17 protein-coding genes are annotated in these 25,585 nt (G+C 57.8%); 7 read left to right on the top strand and 10 right to left on the bottom strand.

Features of this window, described 5'->3' with window-relative positions:
- Positions 1-20: 20 nt before the first annotated feature.
- From QEH54_RS01025 to QEH54_RS01000, 6 genes are all read right to left on the bottom strand, one after another.
- On the bottom strand, positions 21-1,988 hold the full coding sequence (locus QEH54_RS01025; RefSeq protein ID WP_309016750.1) for a glycosyltransferase: 1,968 nt from the start codon (positions 1,986-1,988) through the stop codon (positions 21-23).
- Between the two features lie 107 nt (positions 1,989-2,095).
- Positions 2,096-3,331, bottom strand: coding sequence for an asparagine synthase-related protein (locus QEH54_RS01020; RefSeq protein WP_309016749.1), 1,236 nt, complete (start codon positions 3,329-3,331; stop codon positions 2,096-2,098).
- A gap of 86 nt (positions 3,332-3,417) precedes the next feature.
- A complete protein-coding gene (locus tag QEH54_RS01015) occupies positions 3,418-4,014 on the bottom strand; it encodes a hypothetical protein (protein ID WP_309016748.1) in 597 nt (198 codons plus the stop codon).
- Entirely contained in the window at positions 4,015-5,907 is a 1,893-nt protein-coding gene (locus QEH54_RS01010; RefSeq protein ID WP_309016747.1) for a CapA family protein, read from the bottom strand.
- A 364-nt stretch (positions 5,908-6,271) separates the two neighbouring features.
- Entirely contained in the window at positions 6,272-7,396 is a 1,125-nt protein-coding gene (locus tag QEH54_RS01005; protein WP_309016746.1) for a glycosyltransferase, read from the bottom strand.
- Between the two features lie 107 nt (positions 7,397-7,503).
- Complete coding sequence (locus tag QEH54_RS01000) at positions 7,504-8,556, bottom strand: NAD-dependent epimerase/dehydratase family protein (RefSeq protein ID WP_309016745.1); 1,053 nt, start codon at positions 8,554-8,556, stop codon at positions 7,504-7,506.
- Between the two features lie 135 nt (positions 8,557-8,691).
- Between QEH54_RS01000 and galE the strand changes: the two genes are divergently transcribed.
- The 3 genes from galE to QEH54_RS00985 all read left to right on the top strand — a co-directional run bounded on the left by galE (position 8,692) and on the right by QEH54_RS00985 (position 15,045).
- Positions 8,692-9,687 carry a UDP-glucose 4-epimerase GalE gene (galE, locus tag QEH54_RS00995; protein WP_309016744.1) on the top strand — a complete coding sequence of 332 codons (996 nt, stop codon included), beginning with the start codon at positions 8,692-8,694 and terminating at the stop codon, positions 9,685-9,687.
- Positions 9,688-9,900: 213 nt separating this feature from the next.
- On the top strand, positions 9,901-11,865 hold the full coding sequence (locus tag QEH54_RS00990; protein WP_309016743.1) for a PAS domain-containing protein: 1,965 nt from the start codon (positions 9,901-9,903) through the stop codon (positions 11,863-11,865).
- Positions 11,866-12,138: 273 nt separating this feature from the next.
- Positions 12,139-15,045, top strand: a complete 2,907-nt coding sequence (locus tag QEH54_RS00985; RefSeq protein WP_309016742.1) for a chemotaxis protein CheA — start codon at positions 12,139-12,141, stop codon at positions 15,043-15,045.
- A gap of 189 nt (positions 15,046-15,234) precedes the next feature.
- Here the strand turns inward: QEH54_RS00985 and dusB are convergent, their stop codons facing one another.
- Together dusB and QEH54_RS00975 are read right to left on the bottom strand one after the other, a co-directional pair.
- Positions 15,235-16,335: a tRNA dihydrouridine synthase DusB gene (dusB, locus tag QEH54_RS00980; protein WP_309016741.1), complete on the bottom strand. Its 1,101-nt coding sequence runs from the start codon at positions 16,333-16,335 to the stop codon at positions 15,235-15,237.
- A 232-nt stretch (positions 16,336-16,567) separates the two neighbouring features.
- A complete protein-coding gene (locus tag QEH54_RS00975) occupies positions 16,568-17,527 on the bottom strand; it encodes a TlpA disulfide reductase family protein (RefSeq protein ID WP_309016740.1) in 960 nt (319 codons plus the stop codon).
- Positions 17,528-17,723: 196 nt separating this feature from the next.
- Here QEH54_RS00975 and recQ point away from each other — a divergent pair, with 196 nt between their 5' ends.
- Both recQ and QEH54_RS00965 read left to right on the top strand, forming a co-directional pair.
- Positions 17,724-19,622: a DNA helicase RecQ gene (recQ, locus tag QEH54_RS00970; protein WP_309016739.1), complete on the top strand. Its 1,899-nt coding sequence runs from the start codon at positions 17,724-17,726 to the stop codon at positions 19,620-19,622.
- Positions 19,623-19,650: 28 nt separating this feature from the next.
- Entirely contained in the window at positions 19,651-19,938 is a 288-nt protein-coding gene (locus QEH54_RS00965) for a SelT/SelW/SelH family protein (protein ID WP_309016738.1), read from the top strand.
- A 106-nt stretch (positions 19,939-20,044) separates the two neighbouring features.
- On the opposite strand, the gene priA is transcribed toward QEH54_RS00965, so the two are convergent.
- On the bottom strand, positions 20,045-22,294 hold the full coding sequence (gene priA, locus QEH54_RS00960; RefSeq protein WP_309016737.1) for a primosomal protein N': 2,250 nt from the start codon (positions 22,292-22,294) through the stop codon (positions 20,045-20,047).
- Positions 22,295-22,470: 176 nt separating this feature from the next.
- Here priA and QEH54_RS00955 point away from each other — a divergent pair, with 176 nt between their 5' ends.
- Both QEH54_RS00955 and QEH54_RS00950 read left to right on the top strand, forming a co-directional pair.
- Complete coding sequence (locus tag QEH54_RS00955) at positions 22,471-22,884, top strand: transcriptional repressor (protein WP_309016736.1); 414 nt, start codon at positions 22,471-22,473, stop codon at positions 22,882-22,884.
- Between the two features lie 160 nt (positions 22,885-23,044).
- Positions 23,045-23,959, top strand: a complete 915-nt coding sequence (locus QEH54_RS00950; protein WP_309016735.1) for a hypothetical protein — start codon at positions 23,045-23,047, stop codon at positions 23,957-23,959.
- Positions 23,960-24,154: 195 nt separating this feature from the next.
- On the opposite strand, the gene QEH54_RS00945 is transcribed toward QEH54_RS00950, so the two are convergent.
- A complete protein-coding gene (locus QEH54_RS00945) occupies positions 24,155-25,507 on the bottom strand; it encodes a tetratricopeptide repeat protein (protein WP_309016734.1) in 1,353 nt (450 codons plus the stop codon).
- Positions 25,508-25,585 lie beyond the last annotated feature (78 nt).

The raw sequence follows: 25,585 nt of genomic DNA, 5'->3' as shown, positions 1-25,585 counted from the left end.
CAATCGCATAGAAAATGCCGCTAGAGGCGACGCCAGTAGCTATTCGGACTCGCCGAATAGTTCGGCCCAAAAAAGTCGCAATAGTGGACGAGCACCTCGTACTCCCTAGGATGCTCCGCCATGAAGTCTCGAAGCGCGCTGTTCACTTCTTTTTCCTCGGTTTCCCTCACCCCATAAACGCTTTCATCCACAGCAAGCACATCCCCCTCTTTCAGCAGCGGATGGAAGAACGCTAGCACCGAAGCCAGACTCGCGCCCCAGTCGCCTAGCGCCAGTACCCAAGGGTGGCTGAGACTGAGATAGGCCTCCAACTCCGGCAGTCTATCGAGCGCCCTCGCGTTGCCTTGCAAAAACTTCACTCGCGTCGAATTGCCAGCATCCAACTTCCCTTCGCCTACACTCACCACTTTCGTGGGCAACCCAGCAGCAGCAGCCACATCGCCCAGCCAAAGAGCCGAGCCCGCTCCACCGGAACCGAGCTCAAATACAGCCTCAGGAACCGTGTCTTCCAACACCCGCATGAGAATCGCCATGTCGAAAGGGGTTTTGCCAAAAGCCTCGCCTCGATAGCTCGAGGTCCGGCTTGCTCGAACGATCCTTCGATGAACGCTCTCCGGCAGCCCAGATTCCCAGCCGCGTCGTTCCCGACTCATCGCATCGTCCCGAGGGGACGCGGTTTCCCACCTTTGCAACGCCTCCTCGATCTCAGGATCACTACCGTGGTACGCCAACTCCTGCTGAGCAGCCCGTTTGGCATCTTCGAATCGGCCCGATTTCGCTAGCAAGTTCGCAAACTCCCAACGCCATTTTGGCAAACAATGGCCCGAGTCCACCGCCCGTTTCACTTCAGACAATCCTTCAGACCATTGTCCCTCGGCAAACATGCGCTTGCCAAGCTCGAATCGGCGCTTCTCGGTCAGGGCCGGCACTCTTGCTATGGCTGCAGAACGGTGCCTTTCCAGAATCTCCCGCAGCTGACTCGTTCTCGCTTTAGAGCCATACTCCTTAAGGCAGCGAGCCCGGCCCGCCTCCGCGACCTTGCGGCGCAGCTCTGGACGAGAAAGGTAGAACTCGATCTTGTCCACCAGCTCCTCCTCGCTCCCGAAGACATCGATTTCCTTGCCAGGCTCAAAGAAGCGCCTCACCCCGGGCAAATCCTCCGCCAGCAGAAACCCTCCCGCGCCAGTGACCTCGAACAATCGCATATTGATCGTATCGCCGCCCGCCAAATCCACTTGTTCGCCCGAGTGGGTTAGCAGGTGATCTCCCCGATAATCCAGCACGATAGCGTGCTCCTTCCACAGCCGCTGCATTTCGAAGCCGAACTTGGCTGGTCGCAAATGCGGAAAAATCTCATCAGGCAGATCGGGCAGCTGAGCTCTCAAGTGCAAACGTAGCGGCCATTCGTAGCCCTGCTCGCCGTGCCGTTTCGCAAGCGAAGCCAACTTCGCATTGCGCCCTTGGTGCAGCCAGGGAAGCCAACTGCCCGCGAATACCACACCCGGCGTTTCTGGGACCATCTCATCTTTTAGCTCGAGCCAAGCCGGAAAAGACGGACCGAAATCCTCCGTCGCCTTCGCGCCCAAAGACCGCTCGGCGTAGCGGCGCATGGGAGTCAAACCCGAAAGGATCAGATCGTAACTGGTCCATCGAAACCCGCCTCTGGTTATCGCCCCACACCAACCGCAAACCAGATCTGGCAAGGGGACACCTCTTGAGACCAGGAAACGCTGCATGGCGGATACGAAGCTGTCGTCGTAATACACCGGATTTCCGATGAACACGACCTCTGGCTGGTACTCCGCGACCTGGCGAAACAAAACCCGATTCTCGTCGCTCGGGAATTGAGGCTCTCGCAATCCCTTTTCCGCAGCCCACGCGCCTTGAGCCGCTACCGCGTTCGGAATTAGCAACCGAGCTTCGTGCCCCGCCTCCCGCAACCCGCGATAGAACATGTGCACTGCCGAGTATCCACTATTCTCCAACACGGCCATCTGGGCGGTACTGCTCTCTCGGGCTAGAGCGCTGTTATCCCTGTAAAGCCGACGCAAGAAAACGTCATCGAAACGATGTATCTGCAAGAATCGCACGTAACTCAATGGGTAGTGAAATCTGCCATACGAGACTGCACCCAAGTCTGCAGCGGTAGCAAGGTCAAGGCGGTTCCGTAAGATTGATGAAACGCTTCGCCAGGCTCAAAGCGATACGCAGCAGCAGCGTCCATCACAGAGGCGGTTTTTCGTAAAGCCTCGATAGGATAAAGATTGCGCAGCGCTTCGAAGTCCAACCGAGGCAGCGGCAAGATCTGCTGTGCCCGTAGATTCAAGGTATTGCGAGCGCTCCCTCGCGGGGCATCGATCAAGCCCCGTCTCTCCAGCCATTCGAGCTGCCAACGCCGCTCGAGGCGACGGTCCTCAGGAAGTGCCAGCATCGCCAAAAAAAGCTCCCGTTCCGTGAAAGGGCAATAGGGTTCGTAACCGAGCGAAGCAGGTACCGCCCAAAGGTAGTTCAGCAGAACCATCTTGAGCCGTATGCGCCAAAGCGTTTGGAATCGTTCGTCAGACCAATACGCGCGATAGGCTTCAAAATACTGTTCCAGTCGCCGAGAAACACCAGCCTCGCTAGTCAATGCGGCGCTGGCATCCATCCGGTGAGACAGGCTTAGCTTGAGCAAATCACGCGGACCTTCGATCACGTCCGGAGTACGATAGGTCGCAGGAGCATCACCAATTAAACCGCTCAGCAACGGACCGGCTCGATCCCCACCCGCTAGCAAGGTTCGATAAAATTCGACGTGGTACATCCCGTGAAAGTGCGAGCTCAGCCCAAAGAGTTTCCATAGGTCAGGTAAATAGTGATGAAATCCGCCAAGAGGAACCGCTCTCCAATCCAAGCCAAGACGCTCCGCCACCCACGCTGCGCCGAGACGCTCCTTCCCAGTGGCCGGATCCTCCGTCACATCGTAGCTGCGAGCCCGCAACTCCCCGGCATCTGGGTAGAGGGCGGCGAGAATCCGTGAGTCTAGACCGCCACTGAGAGGAAGACATACCTCTCTTCCGTTCAAACCAGCTCGCCAGTCTTCCAAACGGGCGCGCAACAAATCAAAGATCGCGGACTCGCTTAGACAGGTGCTTTCCTCCGGCTGCTTCCAAAGCTCCGGCTCATGGGCTACAATCAACTTGCCAAGAGAGTCCCGTCTCAAGACCTCGTCTGGCATCAATATGCGCACTCCCTTGATCGGCGTGACTCCCCAAAACGCGTATCCGGTCCTAAGATACAGTTCGAGTCCTTCTCGGTCCCAGCTCCAAGACTCTCCTGGGGCCGGACACACTTCCCCCCAGGACTCTCCAACCTTGCCAGAAACAAGGTTGAAAAAAACAGGCTTCGTACCTAAAAAATCACTACGCCAGATAGCTTCTAGTCCTGCCATACCAATTCACAAAGCGTATCCGCTTGCTCACGCACCCGTATCCGAGGATTGGAAAGAGCAAGAGCATTCAGGTGCTGTCTGCTCGGCATCACATCATGAATCAGCGTACGACCGCTAAAGTTCATTTCCCTTAACATCAAAACAACTTCGCATCGCACGTTCCCGTCTACAAGTACGGTGTCGAAATCCCCCTTCTCCACCAACGCCCGAACCACTGACAAGTAACCCGAAAACTCCTCTGCTGTACCGTAGTCGCTACGTTGATACCAAGTTTCCCGACCCAACGCGTCGTAGGCTATCGGCTCCGGCGGAGCGAGCCTCAAATCCACGTGATCAAGCTTGAAGCGATTCAAGCAGGACTGGACTGATTCCCACCAAGCATCGCGCGTTTCCACGCTGACCATTCGTTCGACTTTGGCGGCGAAGAATACTGTCGAAAAGCCCGCACCCAGTTCGAGATATGACTTTCCGTCACCAAGGCATCTCTCGAGCATATCGATCTCGCCTGGGTGCATCTGCATCAATCCACGCGCCCGTTCGCGAAACGTGACGTAATCCTCCCCTGGTTTAAATAGCGTATCCATTTATTCCGGTTTTCTTAAATCGACGACTAGTGATGTAAACGAGACGCCATGAGTTGAGTACTCCTGGCGCAGGTTAGCGGGAGTTGTATCCACGAGCTTTGCCCAAAGATCATGGCTATACCTCAAGCGGCCCGCATAATGGTCCGAGGAACGCTCGATGCGCCCTGTTTCCCAATCGTTAGCCCACTTGGCCTTGTGGAAACCCTCGCTACTCCACCACTCCAATGGTTCGACCTGAAATCCAGCTCGGCTCGCCACTTTTATCATAAAACCGAGATCAAAAAACTGTTTGTGATCTTCCGACCCAGGATCGCTCCCTTCCGGTTTGCAAAGCTCTCGATAGAACGCCGAAGGGTGAGCCGCATCGGGTACCGCGATTCTGAATACGCCACCAGGTTTCAAGAAAATCGAAGCGCAGACTAGACACTTCGCAAGGTCCTCGTCCTCTAGGTGCTCGAGAACATGCTCCGCCAGAATACGTGAAACGCCTTCTTCTGAAAAGGAGCTCCTCCAAGAGTCAATGCTCGCGGCATCCAAAGTGTCCCGATTGGTTCGACACCAGCCTGGCACCATCCGATTCGCTCCGATCTCGACCTTGTAGGGGGCGTTTATCCACTCCCAAAGATCGTCTTTTCGCTGTATCCACAATCCCGGTATTTTCGATACGACCGAAGGTTTCTCTCGAGCCTCGCAAAGCACGATCGCGTGTTGGGAATCCTCCAGAACGTCGTCCTCTTCGAATGGAAAACTAGCCATTCGAAGCCGACCCTCGCTCTCGAACCGCCGTGCAACCTGCTCGAAAACGGAGTCACCAGAAAGCGTCTCACTGGAGTCCCTCGCGTTTCGCTCGTTCGAGTCCTTGTCGAGACTCCAGAAGTCGCCCGACTGCCGCATTGCGTACTCGAGCGGCTCCTTCGTCTCCCCCATTCGCTGAGACAATGCCTGCGCGACCATCGCCCTGTGCGCATCGCACCGAAAGTAATGCAGAAGGCGGGCGGCATGCCTCGGATCCCTAGGGAGAAAATCTCGATACCAATTTTCGAAGAGCCTAGCGGACGCTTCGCAATATCGCTCCGACAACGCGACTTGATCGGATATCAATTCATTGGATCTGAGGATTTCCGAAGCGAGCGTTTCAGGGCGAGCCAAGCCGATGTTTCCATGGTAGTCGGCATAGATGGGGAAGACGGAAAAGCTGTCTCGCCCTGGATCAAAGCTCACTGCAAGCGACGCCATGGCGAGTCGGTTCGAGACCCATCTTGGATGCGGGAAGAAAGCGTTTCCCAACGAATAGCAAATCAGCCCTCCCTCGTAATATTCGAATCCTTGAGCCACATGAGGATGGTGACCAACGACCGCTCGAGCTCCTAGTCGAATCCAGAGCCTATAGCGCTCACGCAAATACGGAGGCGGGAAAGGCAGCATCTCGCTGCCCCCATGGGCATAGACAATAACCTGACGCCCAGATTGCGCCCCCTCTCTGATCGTGTCAAAGAGCCGTAGTTCGCTTTCCGTTGTGGCAATGCCAAACCGACGATCCTCCGCCTTGCCAAACTCATGCTCGGCCACCGCCACGATCCTGCAGCTTTCGAGATCGAGCGGTCGCCAGGCTTCTTCCATGTTCGTCCCCGCCCCAAAACTACGCCCGCCATGAACCTCGATCGAAGACATCGTCGCTACCAGTCCTTCTTCTCCGCAATCGCAGCAATGGTTATTCGCAAGACCAAAAACGTTCACCCAGCGAGCGACGCTCGCAAAAGCGTCTTCCTCGAAAGAAAGAACTGGCCCCGCCTTCAAAGCGGGCGGAAACGCTTTCCCGACGACTCCTTCCAGATTTCCGACCCGCCATTGGTGAGATTCCACCAGCTCTCTCCAAGATTGCGACGCATGCATCGCTCGCATAGGGGCCAAATCTCCGAGAAAAAGCAGTTTCCCGCCCGCCTCGGCATCGGGATATGAAAAAGGAGGTCTATTCTCTCCGGGCATGGAACCAAGATTCATAGCCTCACGCAGAGCACAAACCATATTTTTGCAACTCGGGTTCGCTTCATCAGGGTCTTCGGTGCGACCTAGCGAGCATCGCGAAAAGCAACCAGTTTCTCCACAAGCCGATTCCTGATCGAGCTGATTTCAATTAGGGACTGCAAAAATCCCTCTCGAAAGCGCGTGTCCAACTTTAGAATACATTGAACATCGAAGCGCAGCTTCCGATGAATCAGGCGAACACGGTTCGAGGAGACCGATTCTAGAACCACGGTCAATGCAAGCGAGACTTCAGCAGACCATCCAATACCTTGAGGCGTTTTTCCTCGGTGTACTCACTCAAGCAGCGTTGCCGCGCGGCATGACCCATCGCTCGGGCTTCGTCAGGTCGCTCCTTATAATACAGCAGTTTCTCCCAGCATTCTTCCAGCGAGCCGTAGGTTTCGATTTCCACGCCCGGTTCAAAAAAACGACGCACTCCCTCGAGCCTTTGTGTCAGCGTGCAGCAGCCAGCGCCCGCCGCCTCAAACAAGCGGATATTGATCGTTTCCTCCAAGCCAAAATCGATACGTCTTCCATCGACTTCCAGGGCCTGTTCCGCCCGACAATCAAGAGCCACCCGACCACGGCGCAAAGCAGCCAGCATTTCGCGCCCTACCTTCACCGGCTGCAGGTAAGGAAACACCGCTTCGGGCAAGTCAGCCAGCGAACCGCTTAGATGGTAATGCATTTTCAGCGGAAAGCCTTCAGCTCGATTCCGCTCGCCTAGCTCCGCTAAAAACCGAGTTCGACTCGCATGGATCCCTGGATAAGCCGAGCCCGCGAATACTACGTCCGCCACGATTTCCTCATCTGGCACCGCGTCGTACAACCAGTCCTGGACCATTGGAGCATGGAAAACAGCCGCATCTTTGGCGCCCACTTCCCTAGCAAGCTCAACCAGACGCGAGAAGCCAGACAGTATTAGATCGAAAGCTGACCAATCCAACTTGCCCCACATCGGCGCCGCCCGCCACCCTACCACGAGTGCGGGTCGAAAGGACCAACTCTTGACCACCTCCGAAGAAACGAAACAGGCATTGTTGAAAAACAATACATCCGGCTTGATAGCTTCTACTTGACGACCGAGAAGCTTGATCGATTCTGCCTGATTAGACGGCAGGTCCCAGCTACGCTCCTCCGCCCACTTTCGCTGGGATGAGACGCAGTTTGGCATGAGCAAATACGACTCATAGCCAAAATCTCGCAACCCATGATAAAAGAGGTGGCTGCTCATGTAGCCTCCACGATAAAACGCTTCCATCTGGCTTTCATGGGGCAGCTCGGACAAGCCCGGATTCGAACGATAGCAATGTTGCAGGTGCAACTCGTAAGGATCGCAAATCTGAAGAAACCGCATCTGACGCTTCACATCGCGATCAAGCCGCTCTCAAAATAATAAGGCCAGCTAAATGAGCGTGCCGCTTCGCCGTTCCGAAGCGAGCACAACACTCCTCGTCTCCAAGTCTATTCGGAACGCTCCTTCCACGCCCGCGCCAACTCCTCGACCATTTCCTGCAAGGTGACCGAAACGTCCCAATTCGGATAGTCCGTACGCATCCGCCTCAGGTCGCTGTAATAGCAGATGTGGTCGCCCTCGCGGTTTTTGTCGTCGTACTTCCAGCGCATACTCTTGCCTGTGATCGATTCCACCATTTGGAAGGCTTCCAGGATCGAGCAACTATTCGCCTTGCCTCCCCCAATGTTGTAGACCGCGGCCGAGCGTGGCGTGGAGATGAACGCAGAGACGAAGCGGGCCACATCTCGCGAGTGGATATTATCCCGGACCTGCTTTCCCTTGTAACCAAAAACCGTATACTCGCGTTCTTCCAAGTTGCAGCGAACGAGATAGCTCAAAAAGCCGTGCAGTTCGACTCCGCTATGATTCGGACCGGTCAAGCAGCCACCACGCAAGCAACAGGTCGGCATGCCGAAGTAGCGCCCGTATTCCTGAACCATAATATCGGCCGCAACTTTGGAAGCGCCGAATAAAGAATGCTTGCACTGGTCGATCCCCAAGTTCTCCGGAATCCCTTCGTCGAACCGTGTATCCGCTATTTCCCAACGCGTCTCAGTCTCTCTTAGCGCTAGGCGATTGGGAGCGTCTCCATAGACCTTGTTGGTCGACATGAAGACGAAGGGGCTCTCCGGGCAAAACCGGCGAGCCGCTTCCAGCAGATTCATCGTCCCGACCGCATTGGTATCGAAGTCATCGAAGGGCAATCGAGCCGCCAGATCATGAGAAGGCTGGGCGGCAGCGTGAACGATGGCGTCAGGCTTTACCGATTTCACGAGCTCCTGCACTCCGCTGCGATCGCGAATATCGAGCTCGTGGTGCTCGAAATCGGAGAGCTCTCTGCCAAGTCTGTCCTGGTTCCAACGCGTATCCCCAGCCTTTCCGAAGAAGACGGCTCGCTGATTGTTATCAACGCCGTGTATCCGAAATCCGACTTCATGCAGGTGTTCGCACACCTCGGAGCCGATCAGTCCGGAAGAGCCTGTCACCAAAACGTTCTTCATTCCATTTCTTCGAAAAGCAGCGTAGAGCTGAAGTGGCTTGTATCACTACGAGGCGAAAACAGGGCAATTCTTTTTCCAACAGTCACTTTCAAAAAAAACTGGTGTCCTCAATGAGCACCTCCATCATCCGGCAGCATGAACGTACTCGTCGTCGGAGGAGCAGGATACATCGGAAGCCACTGCGTGCGCCAGTTGCAGGCCGCTGGTCATAAGGCAGTCGTAATGGACAGCCTGGTTTATGGACATCGCAAAGCGGTCTCTCCCGAGACTCCTTTCTATGATTGCGACATGGCGGACCGGCCAGCCCTACTCGAAATCCTGAAAAAAGAGCAAATCGAGCTGGTGATGCACTTCGCCGCCTTCGCTTACGTGGGCGAGTCCATGTCCGATCCTCTGAAATACTACGACAACAACGTGGCGAAGCCGCTCTCACTCTTGCAGACCATGCGCGAAGCGGGTGTCACCAAGTTCGTCTTCTCCTCCTCCTGCACTGTGCTGGGCGAGGAAGCGGAGCCACCTTTTACCGAAGCCATGCCGCTGCGGCCTATCAGCGCCTACGGCCAGACCAAGGCCGACGTCGAGGTCATCCTCGAATACTGCGCCAAGGCCTACGGCATGAGCGCCGCCATCTTCCGCTACTTCAACGCATCCGGGGCCAACGAAGCGGGAGATATCGGCGAGGATCATGATCCCGAGACCCACCTCATCCCCATCGCCATCCAGTGCGCCCTGGGCCAGCGCAAGCAGATGTACGTCTTCGGAGACGACTATCCCACTCCCGACGGGACCTGCCTGCGAGACTACGTGCATGTGGACGACCTTTCCCGAGCCCACATCGCCGCTTTCCCAAAGCTGGAGGAAGAGGGAGTGTTGCTGAAATACAATCTCGGTACCGGCACTCCGGCCAGCGTTTTGGAAATCATCAAAACCGTGGAAGACGTGTCCGGCCTGCCCGTCCCCTACGAGCTCGGCCCCCGTCGCAGCGGCGACGTGCCAGCGGCCTACGCCGATAGCAAGAAGGCGAAGGAGGAGCTCGGCTGGGAGCCGCAGTATCCGACCATCCGATCCATCATCGAAACCGCTTGGAAGTGGCACAAGGCCCACCCAAAGGGCTACGACGATCGAGACTGATCCACCGCGAACGTAGTTAGGACGCAACTACGCGTTTACGTTTACCAAGACGCCGGGTTGACCTGGCGTCTTCCCGTTTTCATGGTCCGAGACGTTCTTCACCGGCGTCGTTAGGTAAAATCGCCTGCTAGTGAACTATTGCATTCAGCTGCTCCGCTCCGCAGGCTTTGCCGTACCTTCCGAAACTTTCCCGTCTCCTTTCGCAACCATTCCATGATTCCGCCCGAAGCGTCCCTCAATCAGAACAACGAGGAACAACAAAAGGCCCAGACACTTGCAGACTCTCTGCTGGAATTCTCCAGTGAAGGGATCATCGTGGTCGACCGCACGGGACGGGTGGAGAGGGCCAACAAAAACGCTCTTCAGATCCTCGGCGTGGATCAGGACATGGCTCGAGGCCTGCATATCAGCGAGCTGTTTCGAGCCATGGATCCCCACTCCGACGAGCCTATCGACCTGGCCGACGAGCGCTACCGCAATCCCCAGCTGGCCCACGCCCAAGCTACGCTCCACACTCCTAGCGGCGGCATCGTGCCCGTCAGCTTCCATCTCAAGCCCAACATCAACTCGGCTCGCCCCGATCTTTCCGGAGCCTTGCTCTTCTTCAAGGACCTCAGCCAAAGCGTCACCACCGAGACCCAGATCCGCCTCATCGCCACCGCACTGAAGAGCATCGGCGAGGGAGTGCTCATCACCGACGACAACTGGGAAGGCGGCCACGCCCGCATCCTCTACTCCAACGATGGGTTCTCCCAGATCACCGGCTACAGCGACCTCGACGCCATCGGCAAGCCCATCTCCATCCTCAACGGCCCCAACACCGACCCTTCGGTCATCAATGAAATGGTCAAAGACATCCGCTCCGGGCAACCGGCTGCGGGCGAAACGGTCGGCTACAAGAAGGACGGCAGCGAGTTCATCATTTCCTGGAAAGCCTTTCCGGTGCACGGAAAGAACGGACTCGTCAGCAACTACGTGGTCATACAGCGGGACGTTTCACAGCTTCGCCGCCTCGAGCAGGACCTTTTCCAATCCCAGAAAATGGAGGCCGTGGGTCGTCTGGCAGGTGGCGTTGCCCACGATTTCAACAACATTCTAGCGGTCATCCTGTCCTTCTCCGATCTGGTCATCGACAAGATTGACGATAACGATCCGAACCGGAAGTTCATCACCGAGATCCGCAAGGCAGCGGAACGCGCCGCCGACCTCACCCAGCAGCTGCTCTCCTTCAGTCGGCGAAATAAAAACCTCAAGCCCGAGGTGCTCGACGCCATCAAGGTCACCACCGACATGCAGAAGATCCTGCGTCGCCTGGTACCGGAAAACATCCAGTTCAACCTCCGCTTTTCCGACCTCCCTGTCTACGTCAACATCAACCGCACCGCCCTCGAGCAGATCCTCATCAACTTCACCACCAACGCCCGCGACGCCATGCCCGACGGCGGCCAGATGGAACTCTCCATCATACAGTGCGACGCTGAGCAATCCGAGCAGCTGCTGCCGGACTACATGGAAGCCAAATCCTACATGATGCTCAGCTTCCAGGACAACGGCATGGGCATCGACCCGGAAACCCAGAAACGCATCTTCGAGCCGTTTTTCACCACCAAGGAGCAAGGCAAGGGCACCGGGCTGGGCCTCGCCACCGTCTACGGTATCGTCAAACAGGCCAACGGCCACATCGAAGTCGCATCCGAGCAGGGAAAAGGCACCCGCTTCCGCATCTTCCTCCCCGTCATCGCCTCCAAGCTGCCCGAAGACGACGGCAAGGACGAGACCCTCAGCGAGGACCTGGTCTCCACCGAGCGCGAAACCATCCTGGTGGTGGAGGACGACGAAACCATGTGCGACTGCATTTCCGGCCTTCTCGGTCTTTACAACTACCAGGTCTACTCCACCAACCAGGCGGAAGACGCCCTGGATTTCTTCGAAGGCTCGCACGAGGACATCAAGCTGCTGGTCACCGATCTCATCCTGCCCAAAATGCGCGGCTCCGAGCTAGCGGAGCGCTTGCTGAAGAAGAACCCCGACATGAAGGTCATCGTCATGACCGGCTACTCCGAGGAGCTGCTGCCCCAATTCGACATCCCGAAAGAAGCCATCCTGCTCAAAAAGCCCTTCTCGCTCAAAGCCATGCTATCGTCGGTGCAAAGCCTTCTCAACGGCGCCAAGACCTGAGTCCTTGCTAGCCCGTCGTCAAAGGTGGAGCGACGAGGCCTCCGGGCTCGCTTACCACAAGCCTTACGCCTATCGCCGCGCCCCAGCCCTTCGGGTATTCACCAATCGTAAATTCCCTGCGAAATAGCCGCTGCGGTCTAGGCTGGTGAGTAGTTTGGACTAAAGCTCCTCGCGCCATTCCGCTTTTCTACTCAAGACCGAGACCGCTGGGACGATGAAATGCGATACGGCTCTCAAACCCGAAACTCTCTATCCCACAACTGCTCACAAATCATGGCGTGGTCACCAGACGAAATCACTAAATTCGAGGATATCGCTTCGAAGCTCACCTCCGAATCGCACCTTGCCAAGCCCGAGACAGACAACGGGCTCATCCCCATTTTCAGCCTCGTCAACGAGATTACCTGGTCCTTGCCGCAGGACGAGCACCTCACCGAAGCCGTGGTCGCCATCCAGGAAATGCTGCAGCCAATGCTCGACGAAGCCACCCTCTTCGACGCGGCTACGATCGAAGCCATGCAGAGCTTCGCCAAGTGGTGCTGCGATAGTGTGGACAAGCTGAGAAACGAGCAGCCGCTCACCTCCTATCTCGCCACCGACGACGAGACGCCCGCCGTCGCGGAGCCCATCGAGCAGGAAACCGCCGAAGCGGAAGCGGCCCCTACCAAACTGCCTGGCTTCGGCGATATCGATTTTTCAACCGCTTTGGAACAGGAGCCAGCCAAACCTGCCTTCAGCTGCGACGACGACTTTTCCGACATCGATTTCGAAAAGCCGGAGGAGACGCCAGCGCCTACCGGCGAGGCAGATTCCATCGAGCTCACTCCCGTCAGTGAAGAGGCTGGCCTGGACGATATCCAGCTCACCCCGCTGGAAAAAAATCCCGGAGCCGAAGAGCAGGTTTCAGCGCCCGAAGCCGTGGAGCTCACACCTGTCGCGGACGAACCGACGAACGACAGTTTCGTTCTCAACGAGCTCAACGACAACTGGCCGCTCCACCTGGTGGAGAGTTTTTCCAAGATCGCCCAACAGTTTTCCGCCGAGCTGCTGCTAGCCAGCAAGGACAGCGACGAGGGCATGCTCCCGGTCTACTCGCTTCTCAAGGACCTCGATTCCGAATTCGACTCCAAAGAGATCGTGCAGGAAGCCGTCACGCCCGTGCTGGACAAGATGGACACCCTGCTCGACACCGCCTCGGCCTACGACGAGTACGCCATCCAGATCCTCACCGAATTCAATGTCTGGCTGGAAACCGCTCTGGCGGAGATCAACGCCGGTCGCGATCCCCAGCCATTCACCCCATCTCCGGAAGCCGATCCCCTTCCGGAAACCGCAGACTCCACCTCCGACGACCTTCCGGAAGACGACGGCCTGCTGGCCGAGTTCGCCCAGTACGACATCGTCATGGACCTCAATATGGAGGAAAACGAGGAGCTGCTGCAGGAATTTCATACCGAAGCCGTCGATCACCTCGGCCAGATCGAGTCCGCCGTCCTGGAGCTCGAGCAAGACGTCACCTCCCGCGACGCCATCAACTCGATGTTCCGTTCCTTCCACACCATCAAAGGCGTCGCCGGCTTCCTCAACCTGGTCCCCGTCAACCGCCTCGCTCACGAAGTCGAGTCGTTGATGGACCTGGTGCGCAACGACAAGCTGGACGTCTTCACCGGCATCATCGACCTCGTCCTGGCCGCCAAGGACACCATCACTCAGCTGATCGACCAGATCACCCAGGCCCTCGCCAATGGCACCCTGCCGAGCCAGGTCATTCCCGTGAGCGAACTCATGGCCCGCGCCCGCTGGGCAATGGAAGGCCCCGAGCACTACGTGAAGATGACCGGCGACAGCAACGCCGCGTCGAGCAACGCTGCCGCCAAGGAAGACGCGTCCCCTGCTAAATCCGCTATCGCTGCCGACGAATCAGCCGAGGACTCCTCTCCTGAGGAAGCTTCGCAAGCCGAAGCTCCGGCCCAAGATTCCAAGATCGCATCCGCCGCCAAGCGCAAGGCCGCCGAAAACGCCACTATCCGCGTCAACACTTGGAAGCTGGACAACCTAATGGACATGGTGGGCGAGCTAGTCATCGTGCAAAGCCAGCTCTTGGAAAGCTCCCGCGGCGAAAACGCCTCCGACGGGAACTCCGTTTTCCAACGCAACATGTCGCAGTTGACGCGCATCACCAAGGAACTGCAGCACACCTCCATGGCGCTGCGCATGATTCCGGTGAAACAGACCTTCCAAAAGATGGGCCGCATCGTGCGCGACATCGGCGCCAAGTGTGGCAAGAAGGTTCGCTTCGAAACCTTCGGCGAGGACACCGAACTGGACCGCAACGTGGTCGAGGAAATCGGCGATCCGCTGGTTCACATGGTCCGAAACGCTCTGGACCACGGCCTCGAAGCCACCTCCGACGATCGCGTGGCCGCCGGCAAGGACGAGACCGGTACCATCTCCCTCAAGGCCTATCACCAAGGCTCGAACATCGTGATCGAGCTCACCGACGACGGACGCGGTATCGACCCGGAAAAGGTGCTCAAGAAGGCTATTGCCAATGGCATCGTCGACGAAGGCGACCAGCTCCCGAAGGAGGAGATCTACAAACTCATTTTCGCCCCAGGCTTCTCCACTGCGGAGAAGATCACCGACATCTCCGGACGCGGCGTGGGCATGGACGTGGTTCGCAAGAACATCGAGAAGCTGCGCGGCAAGGTCGAAATCGAGTCCGAACTGGGCAAAGGTTCCACCTTCCGCATCCTGCTCCCGCTCACCATGGCTATCGTCGACGGCCTAGTGGTCAAAGTGGGCGAAGACCGCTTCATTCTGCCGACCACCTCCGTCAAGGTCGCCCTCCGCCCGGACGAAACCGTGCTGGCGAAAATCCAAGGCAACCAGGAGATTCTCAACATCCGCGGCAAGGTCATTCCCCTGTTCCGCTTGCACCAGCACTTCGCCATCCCCGGCGCCATCTCCAATCCGAAGGATGCGACGGTCGTAGTGGTGGAAACCGGTGGTAAGCCCTGCGGCCTGCTGGTGGACGACATGGTCTCCAAACAGGAAGTGGTCATCAAGTCGCTCGGTGGCATGATGCAAGGCATTCCGGGAGTCTCTGGCGGCGCCATCCTGGGCGACGGCACCATTGCCCTCATCCTCGATCCCGCGTCGCTGATCAACGTAGCGTAACGAGTTCCCAAGGATACGAAATTTATAACCGAAAGTCCGAGCCTTCCCCGCGAAGCTCGGACTTTCTCGTGGTGGAACGCGACGTCCTCGGCGCGTTCTCCCCTGGTAGCGACCAAGAAAGTAGCCGCCTTCCTGCGGAAGGCGCCCGCAGCCAATCCGACGTCGCCCGCCAAGCACCGTCACCTAGCCCTACCAATTCGACACCGGACCCTTAGGGACCTTGATGGCGTCGCTGACTTCCGGGGCGCCGTCGGTGATCGACGAGTACTGGGCCGCGGGTTTGTAGCGGTCCTGCAGCTCCCCATTCTCATCGCAAAAACGCAGGCGCCACTCGCGGTAGCCTTCGAGAATCTCCTCGAAATGCTCCATGCTTTCCACCCGGACCACGCGATCCTTGAAGTACTTGGACGGCCCAAATCGCTTGGCATACCAGACCGCCACCTTGCGAAATTGGATGCAGCCTTTCACCTCACCATAAAACTCGATCATGCGCTCGAGGTGCAAACGCATCAAATCCACCCGCTCCTCGAAGCTCGGGTCAGCCAGCAGCTCGCCGGTCTCCAGATAGTGCTTGGTCTGCTTGAAAATCCACGGGTTGTAGAACGCTCCACGGCCAATGCTCACGCCATCGCAACCGGTGCGCTCCAACATCACGCGAGCCGCTTCCGCCGTGGTCACATCGCCATTGCCAATCACCGGGATACTCTTCACCGCCTCCTTCACTTTGCGAATGCCCTCCAGGTCCACCCCGCCAGAAAAGCCCTGAGCACGCGTGCGCCCGTGGATGAAAATAGCCGAAACGCCGATGTCCTCCAACGACTTCGCCAGATCGGGCGCCGTGATGTTTTCCGCGTCCCAACCGAGTCGCATTTTGGCGGTCACCGGGATTTTGATTGCTTCAATCATCCCGCGCACCAATTCCCGCGTTTTATCCTGATCGCGCATCAGCGACGAGCCGCTGCCAGTTTTCACCACTTTCTTCACCGGACAGCCCATGTTGATGTCCACCGACTTAGCCCCATGCTCTTCGGCAATCACCGCCGCGTCGCGCATTTCCTCCGGCACCCCGCCAAATAGCTGCACCGCCATGGGTTGCTCGCGAGCGTCGGTCGCTATCATCTTGTACGCCACCGGACGTCCCTCCAGCAGGGAGCGAGCGTTGACCAGATCGGTCGTCACCAGCCCCAGTCCCCCCAGCGTCTTCGCGGTTAGGCGAAACGGCAGATTGGTATATCCCGCCAAGGGCGACAGGCAAAGGTTCGACTCGAGCTCAAGATTTCCGATTTTCATGAAAAATGGCAAAGCAGGCAGCGAAGGCCTTTTCCCCTATCGAGCAAGCCTACAATCGAATTCTGGACGCAACCGATCCCTACTTCTCAGCCAAGCCGCGCAGCCGCCTTGTCTTCGAGTGTCGTCGCATTCGCTCCTCGGTACTGCGAAAGGCGCTCAAACCAATCGACACCTCACAGCCACCCCGCGTAGCCGCCTTCCCGCGGAAGGCGCCCCCGTCGAGCCCGCCCGCCTAGTGCTCTTCCGGCAAGCTTACGTCCAGTTTGGCCAAAGCGTCGCCCAGCTTCGGATCGGAAGGATGCCCGTTGTACAAAACCCGACCTTCCGGATCGACCAGCACCATGCGCGGGATGGAGTCGATCATCAGCATCATGCTCAGGTCGCCTCCGTTGCGATCCAGCAGCCAGGGAACCGACTCCATCTGACGCTGCTCGCGAACCTTAGTCGCTTTCTCCAGCTGCTCCGACTCGTCCGTATTCACGCCCGCCACGAAAATACCCTGCTCGGATAGAGCCGCCGACTTTTCGCGAAGGCTCGGCATCAAGCGAATGCAAGGGCCGCACCAGCTCGCCCAAAAATCCAGCAGCAGCGCCTTGTCGTCACCAACCCACTCCGCCAAGGTCTTGCTCTCGCCCTCCACATTCGCCAACACCATGTCCATCGGGATGCGAAAATCCGCCATCGCTTCCTCGCGGGCCTGCTGGTGGCGATACTGACTCAGGAGATTGCCGATACCGAAGGCCTGATTGAAGCCCGGCGCCTTGCGAAACGATTCCACCGCAAAGCGCTCGAATCGCTCCATGTCCTCCTCGCGATACGCCACCACGCAGCGAAGCGTGTCCGCGAATCCGGAAAGCTGCTGCGCTGAAATGAACTCGCGTCCGACCCCGTAGCGAAAGTCGTCGCCCACCGCGTCAAGCCGAGGCAATAGCCCGAGGATTCCCTCCACGTCACCGGTGGAAAGGGCTCGCACGATGTCCGCCTCCAACAGCCAGCTAGACGACATGCCCGCCTCGCGAGCCTCCTCCACCGCGCTTGCGTAGTCCGCGCTTTCGTCGCGGGCCGTAGCGATCAGAGCATCGTGCTGCTCTTTAAGACTGGCTTCCGACTGACCCCACGAAACGCAGGGCACCAAGGCGGTGAGCGTGAAAAGAAAAACGAGTGTGGCTCGTCGAGCTTTGGAGTGCTTCATAGTCTGACCTACGACCCAACCATTCAATCGCCTGCATCGCCAATCCTTTTCACACCCCATTTTTAAATAACCCTCTCCCTCTCGCCCCGCTCCGGCATGCAACCTATTTTTGCAACGTGGCAAAAATGCGTTGCGCTCAGCTCAAATCGCCCGCGGGCGCATTCGCCCTTGCCCCGAGCTATCCGAGCCATACCCAATGGTGGCTTCCCTATCTCCCATTCCCTCAAGCGCCATCGATAGAGTGACCACCGATACCAGAAACGCCGCCCTCGACGCCCTGAAACGCTACTTCGGGCACGATTCCTTCCGTCCCTTACAAGAAGCCATCATCTCCGACGCCTTGGCGGGACGCGACGTTTTCGCCCTGCTTCCCACCGGGGGCGGCAAGTCCCTCTGCTACCAGCTTCCCGCGGTTCTCTCCGACGGGCTCACCGTAGTCATTTCACCGCTCATCGCCTTGATGAAGGATCAAGTCGACGGCTTGACCGAAAACGGGGTGGCCGCCACTTTCCTGAATTCATCGCTGGCCAGGGACGAAGCTCGCAAACGCTACGCCAAACTCTTCGCCGGCGACTACAAGGTGCTCTACGTCGCCCCTGAGCGCCTGATGCTCTCCGGATTTCTCGACGATCTGAGACAGTGGAACACCTGCCGATTCGCGGTCGATGAGGCCCATTGCATTTCCGAATGGGGCCATGACTTTCGTCCGGAGTACCGACAGCTCGCGGAGCTGCGTCGCCGTTTTCCGGATACACCCTTCATGGCCCTCACCGCCACCGCCACCGAGCGCGTGCGCAGCGACATCGTCAAACAGCTAAACCTTCGCGACCCGACCGACTACGTCGCCTCCTTCAATCGCCCCAACCTCGCATACCGCGTCGAGCCTAAACAGGCGGTGTTCCGGCAAATCCAAAAGTTCGTAAACGCTCGTCCCTACGAGTCCGGCATCATCTATTGCTACTCGCGAAAATCCGCTGAACAAACCGCGGACCGCCTCCGTCAGGAAGGCGTGGAAGCGCTTCCATACCACGCGGGCATGACGCCTCTCCAGCGTTCCAAAAACCAGGAAGCCTTCATCCGCGACGAGGTTAAGGTCATCTGCGCCACCATCGCTTTCGGCATGGGGATCGACAAGCCGAACGTGCGCTACGTCATCCATCAGGACATTCCAAAAAACATCGAAGGCTACTACCAGGAAACGGGACGGGCAGGTCGCGATGGTCTGCCATCGGAGTGCGTGCTCTACTTTTCGCCAGGCGATGTGGCGAAACAGCTGCAGTTCATCGCCGACAAATCGGATCCTCAGGAACGCGAAGTAGCCAACGATCAACTACGCAAAATGGTGCACTACGCGGAATCTTCCCACTGTCGCCGCGAAGTGCTGCTCGACTACTTTTCCGAAAAATGGCCCGAAGACAATTGCGGCAATTGCGACAACTGCAACCAGCCCAAGGAAACCTTCGACGGCACCGTGGCCGCTCAGAAATTCATGTCCTGCATCTTCCGTGTGCAGAAAGCGTCCGGCTTCGGGGTCGGCATCAACCACATCGTAGATGTCCTGCTCGGTTCGCGAAACGAAAAAGTGCTCAAATGGGGGCACGACCGGCTCTCCACCTACGACATCGGCGGCGAGCACAAACGGGCGGAGTGGCAGTACTTCGGGCGGGAGCTCATCCGCCGCGACTTCGTGTTTCAGGACTCCGAAGCGTACGGCGCCCTTTCCCTGACCGCTAAAGGCGTAGCCGCCCTGCGCGACCGAACGCCCATCACGCTCACCAAGCTTCCGGTATCCGACAACGCCCTACAACGCGATCGCCAGCGCTCCTCGGGCGGCATCGAGTGCGACGAGGACCTCTTCGCTATCCTGCGCTCGCTGCGCAAGGAGCTAGCCGACGAGCAAGGCGTGCCGCCCTACATCGTTTTCTCCGACGTCTCGCTGCGCGAAATGGCCCGCTACTTCCCCACCAACGAAGAGAAGTTCAGCGAGATCTCCGGAGTCGGCTACAAGAAACTAGAAGCCTATGGCGACGCCTTCATCGAAGCCATCACCGAGTACATCATCGCCAATCCCGACGCCCGCGACGAGTGGAGCTAACTAAGATTCACCCTTTGTTATTCTCATCATGTCCGATCATAGAAAACCTCGTGTATCCATTCTCTACTGCAGCCAGTGCAACTGGATGCTGAGAGCAGCCTGGCTCGCCCAAGAGCTGCTCAATACCTTCGGCCAAGACCTCGGCGAAGTCGCCCTGCAGCCGGGCACCGGCGGCATCATGGAAATCCGACTCGACGACGAACTGATCTTCTCGCGCAAGGAAATGGGCCGCTTCCCCGAATCCAAGGAACTCAAGCAACTCGTGCGCGACCGCATCGATCCCAACCGCCCGCTCGGACATAGCGATCGTAAGTAGGTCGCACACCTCGATCTCCAGTTCAGCGATGCCCCACTGTAGGGCGGGGGGCCAACCCGCCATTCCGAGTCGCCTCAGCGCGGCGAACTACAATGCCATTTCCTATTTAGCTGACCGACATGGGGTCGACGTCGAAGATGTAGATCACATCTTTTGGCACCGGGACTTCCGCCTCGATCGCCTTCAGCTCCCGCATCAAGCCGCTTACGTTCTGGGTAAAGTACCAGATGTGATAGCGGTAGTGGTCTTTCATCTTCTCGATGGAACAGGGCGTCGGGCCGCGTAGCTCCACCTTTCCGGCCATTCGCGCCTCAACCTTGCGAGCGAATTGCTCAGCGAAGAACATGGCCTTATCCGCGTTCCGGCTGCGGAAGACCTGTCGCACCAGGTGCCGAAAGGGCGGATATTGAAACTGCTCGCGCGACTCGAATTCGATATCGAGAAACGTATCCACTTCGCCGCGACGCGCGAATTGTATCGGCTCCGCATGCGGCGTGTAGGTTTGCACTACCACTTCGCCCGCCAAGTCCCCTCTTCCTGCTCGTCCAGACACTTGTACCAAAAGCTGAAAGGTTCGCTCGTTGGCCCGAAAGTCCGGCACATGCAGAGAAAGGTCCGCGTCCACCATGCCGACCAAAGTCACATTGGGAAAATCCAAGCCCTTGGCGATCATCTGCGTGCCAACCAGCACATCGATTTTGCCTTTTCGAAAGCCTCCTAGGATCTCGCGAAAGAGATGTTTCCGCCCCATGGTGTCCGTATCGATTCTTACGATACGCGCTTTGGGCAGAACCTTTTGCACCACGTCCTCGATGCGCTGCGTTCCGCTTCCCTTGCCGCGAAACTGTTCGCTATTGCAGGAGGGACAACGCCATGGCACATCCGCTTCGTGACCACAGAGGTGGCACTTGAGGGTGTTGTCGCTTCGGTGAAAGGTCATAGGCACGCTACAGTGCTTGCACTCTTCCACGTGACCGCATTCCGGACAGAGCATGGTGGAATTGTAGCCGCGACGATTGATAAAGAGGATGCTCTGTTCCCCCTTTTCCCAACGGTCGCGAAGCTTTTCAGCAAGCAGCGACGAGAGCGTAGTCGGTTTTCGAGTACGCATCATCTCGGTCCGCATGTCCACCACATGCATCATGGGGAGTTGCCGATCGTCGATACGTTTGGTGAGTCGGTCGACCTTGTACTTGCCGCGTTTCACGTTTCGGTAGGTTTCCAAGGAGGGGGTCGCGCTCCCGAGCACGCAAACCACGTTTTCCAAAAACGCTCGATAGACCGCCACGTCGCGACCGTGGTAGCGCGGCGTTTCATCCTGCTTGAAGGCAGGTTCATGCTCTTCGTCAACGATGACGAGGCCCAAATTTGGCATGGGAGCGAAGACCGCCGATCGTGCGCCAACCACCACCTTGGCCGAGCCATCCGCCAGAGCCATCCACGCATCAAGCCGCTCCCCGTCGGATAGGCTGCTATGCCAGACCACCGCGTGAACGTCGTCCTGGTCGGAAAAACGCGAACGTAAACGGCCCACAGTCTGCGGTGTCAACGCGACTTCCGGTACTAGAAACAGCACGCTTCTCCCTGCCTTGAGCGCCTTTTCCATCGCGGCGATGTAGACCTCTGTCTTACCAGAACCAGTCACTCCGAAGAGCAAATGAGTCACAAAGCTCCCCGTATCCAAACTTTGGGCAACGCTCTCGTAAGCCGTCTGTTGCTCGTCGTTGAGCACGATCTCCTGTTTCGACGCGTACTCCACATTTCCGAGCTCGTCATCGTAAGCCACGCGCTCCACCTCGCGCTGTTCCTCCTTTATCAGCCCTTTGTCGAGTAGGGCTTTGTACGCAGCGGGCGAGGAGCCGAGGCGATTAAGAACCAGGCTTTTCTTTTGAGGACGAAACTGCTGGGCGATGAACTCGTAGAGCTCCGCCTGCTTAGGAGCGCGTTTACGCAGAGAGGCAAGGCCTTCCGCATCCAGTTTTTCCGCCGCGGAGACCCATTTTTCCATCTTGGCCCGCATCCCTTGACGGACTGGGCCTGGTATCATCGTTTCCAATACATTCTGAATGCTGGCTCCGTAGTACTGCCGCAACCAGGCGGCCAAACGCAGCAAAGGTGGCGTCATGATCGGGGTCGGAAAAACCAGATCCATCACCAGTTTTAGGTTCATCAGCGGCAGATCCGGCTCGCAACCCGCCTCTACGATCAGTCCGATGCTCTGGCGGCGCCCCAAGGGCACGCGCGCTAACACGCCTGGCTTAGCCATCTCCCTCATCGAGGCTGGCACGCGATAGTGCAGCGGCTTGTCGAACCCCGCCACCAGCCAGACGCACACCACTGTGTCGTCCAGATTCATAAAAATAGAGGCGTACCGGTGGCCCGATCGAATCCGGCGAAATTCTTAAGGGACACGACGGAGAACGGCTTCCTTCGCGGTTGACAGTTATTGAGATTGTATTGAGATTGGCCCACGTGACGATCGACGACTGCAGAGAAAAGTTCAAAAGCTTCTTGGTAAAGCACAACCTTCGAATGACCGGGCAACGCATTGCCATTTTCGAGGCAGTCTTCAAGGAGACCTCTCATTTCACCGCGGAGGAGCTACTGGATAAGGCCCGTGAGATCGACCGCACCGTGTCTCGAGCCACGGTCTACCGCTCCTTGCCCATACTCGTCGAGAGCAATCTAGTGCGCGAGGTCGATATCGGCTCGAGCACCATGTATTACATGCCGAATACGGAAGAGGACCCGCACAAGGCTCAAGTCATCTGCAACGACTGCCAGAAGATCTTCGAGATCAGCGCCCCCTTTCTGCAATGGTACGGCAACAGCGTTTCCTCGAAGCTCGGGCTGACCCCCATCAGCCAACGCCTGCAAGTCACGGCCTCCTGCGAAGAGCTCAAGACGAGCGGCGTCTGCACCAAAGGGAACGAAATCCCTAGCTGACGACTGCGCATTGCGACCTAGCGCTGCAAAACGCTTCGGTCCAGCGCTCTTTTTCGCCCGCTTCTACGCTTCATTGGGCGCAGCAGGGAACCCTGCCCCTCGATTGGCGCTCTAGCTGCGTATGATCGGCGTGCGTTTCCCTTCTCAAAGTTTCCCAAACATGCCAAAGCCGAGGCGCTTCCTCTCGATCGTCCTCTGCTGCGGCGCGACATCGTGCCTCGCCTGGCAGAGCCTAGCCGAGGACTGGCCCGAAGAGAAAAAGATCGGCTACCGCTTCCTCGACACCGTTTCCAAGGCTCCGCTTCCCTTCACAGGGAAAGACTCCGACTTCAGCATCGACATCAACCCAAAGCTGGGCGACGTCGCGCACGAGCGCTACATCAGGCTACCAGTCGAGCTGGAGTACAGCTTCACCAACAAGCGGGAGGGCAAGATCGGAATCATCCCATACTTTTCGAACCCCTTGGACGACGACCCAGTGAGCAGCGACGGCTACCTGACCCTTGGTCTGAAGCAACGAGTGGACAACATGCTGGAGGGTCGTTTTTTCCTGGCGGCCGGGCTGGACGTCCAGATACCGCTCGAGGAAATCCCCTCGCCGCTATTGCGAAGCAGCTACGACCAATACATGGCCTACCTCACTGGGGCGTACAAACTGGACGAGGAGGATCGTTGGCTTGCGTATTCAACAATCCAATACCAATGGGTGGGTGAGGACCGTCGGGATAACAAGACCCCCGTGGATACGCCAAACTCCCTAGCGATCTTCCAGCCAGGCGTCATCTACCAGCCGCACGGAGAATTTCGATACGGTTTGAGCTTGGAGTACAAGACGGATCGTTTGGACGGCGGAAACGATGACGGAGTGAAAATCATCCCCAACATCACCTGGTTTCCTCCTGAAGACACCCCGTTCTTTCGTCGACTCGCCGGCCACTTCGAACTGTCGCTCGATCTGGAATACGCCTTGTCCGAGATCGATGAGGAGGAATACGGCAGCGATTTCGGAATCAACCTGAACGTTCGCTGGCGTTTCTTCAAAACCAAGCCCGAACCGGAAGAGAGCGTGCTGTAGGGGCAGGGCTCGCAGCCCTCAGCGGAGGCTCGATTCCAGCGATTCGGAAGCGGGGGGGGCTCGAGCGAGCGCTCGACCAATCGAAACCCAACAAAGCAAAAAAAAGGGAGCCGGCTCCCACATGCCGACTCCCTCTTCATTTTGTTAGAGGTCCCTGAAACGGACGCTGACTCACGACGTCCATCAGGAAAAAGTCTACCAATCCGTCTTCAGCTTGATGAGACGCTTCTGGGATTCGCTGTGGCCCTGGCGAGCCGCTTCGCGATACCAAGTGATGGCGAGGCCCTTGTCGCGATCGACTCCGCTACCGCGTTCCAGCATGGCGCCGAGGCTGTACTGAGCTGAGGCATCTCCGTTCTGGGCGGCCTTGCGGTACCAGTTTGCGGCGATGCCGAGGTCGTCCTTGCCATCACCGTTATCGAAGTGAAAGTCAGCGATTTCGCGCATGGCCTTGGCATGGCCAGCGTCCGCCGCCTTGGTGAGCCATTCCAGTCCGTATTCACGACTGAATACGACTCCCTTGCCTTTCATGAAGGCGCGACCAACCTTGTATTGGGATTCCACATCATCGCGCTCCGCTGCGCGAGAATACCAATCGAAGGCCTTGCGATCGCTCGCTTCCACGCCGATGCCTTTTTCGAAGACCCGACCAAGGTTACGGTAAGCTGGCACGTATCCGAGCTCCGCGGAGCTACGGTACCAAAGCAGGGCCTTGCTGATGTCCTGATCCAAGCCCCAGCCATTTTCGTAGCATTCGGCGAGGGCGTTCTGTGAAAACGGATTTCCAATCTCCGCGGCCTTGGAGAACCACTGGGCAGCGGCGGCGTAATCGCTATCGCCCCCGAGAGCGTCGCGCGTCATGGTGCCGATCACCGGCATGGAAGCGTCGAAGCCCAGCTCCGCGGCACGGCTGAAGTGCTTGCGAGCGATTTCGAAGTCGCGCAGCTCCTCAGGTCCGTAGAAGCGGAGCTTGGCGAGGTTGTGCAGCGCCACCGGGTAGTCCGGACGCAGCTCGATGGCCTTTTCGTATTGGAGAATGGCGCTGGCCGGTTTTCCGTCCACCTCGAGGGCGCGGCCCAGCTGGGCGTAGAATCGGCTTTCCTTGGGGAATTCGGCGATGGCGTCGCGGCAAGCCTTGATGGTGGCCGGGGCGTCGAGGTTCGCGTTGATCACGGCGTCGACGACCGCGAATTTGTCGTCCGGGATGGCTCCGAGGTGATCCGCCTCGTGCTCTGGGGCAAACTGCTTTACCAAAGCCTTCATGCCTACCGCCACGTCTTTCGAATCGAAGACGGCGCTGAAGGCCCCTTCGCCGATTTCGATCACTTCGCCATTCCCGATTTCGACGAGCTTGCCGTCGACTTCGTTGAACGCGACCACCGGCTCGCCGACCACGACCACGTCCGCCGGATCGATGCTGATAGTGAGAGCCCCTGTCTCGATGTTGGACTCAACGATTTCCCCTTCCACGTCCGCGAAGGTCGTTTGCAGGGAAGCGGCAGACAAGACCGCCAAAAGAGTAGATGCTGTGCTTACGGCTTTTTTCATAATAGGTTATCTAGGATGGAATCGGATGCATAAACGCCATGCGGCACGCCGCGACGCTTTGGGTATGAGTTATACCCA

The organism is Pelagicoccus sp. SDUM812003, assembly GCF_031127815.1.
Classification (GTDB): domain Bacteria; phylum Verrucomicrobiota; class Verrucomicrobiia; order Opitutales; family Opitutaceae; genus Pelagicoccus.
Note: the sequence above shows the minus strand (reverse complement) of the source record. Positions and strands in the feature narration are given on the sequence as shown.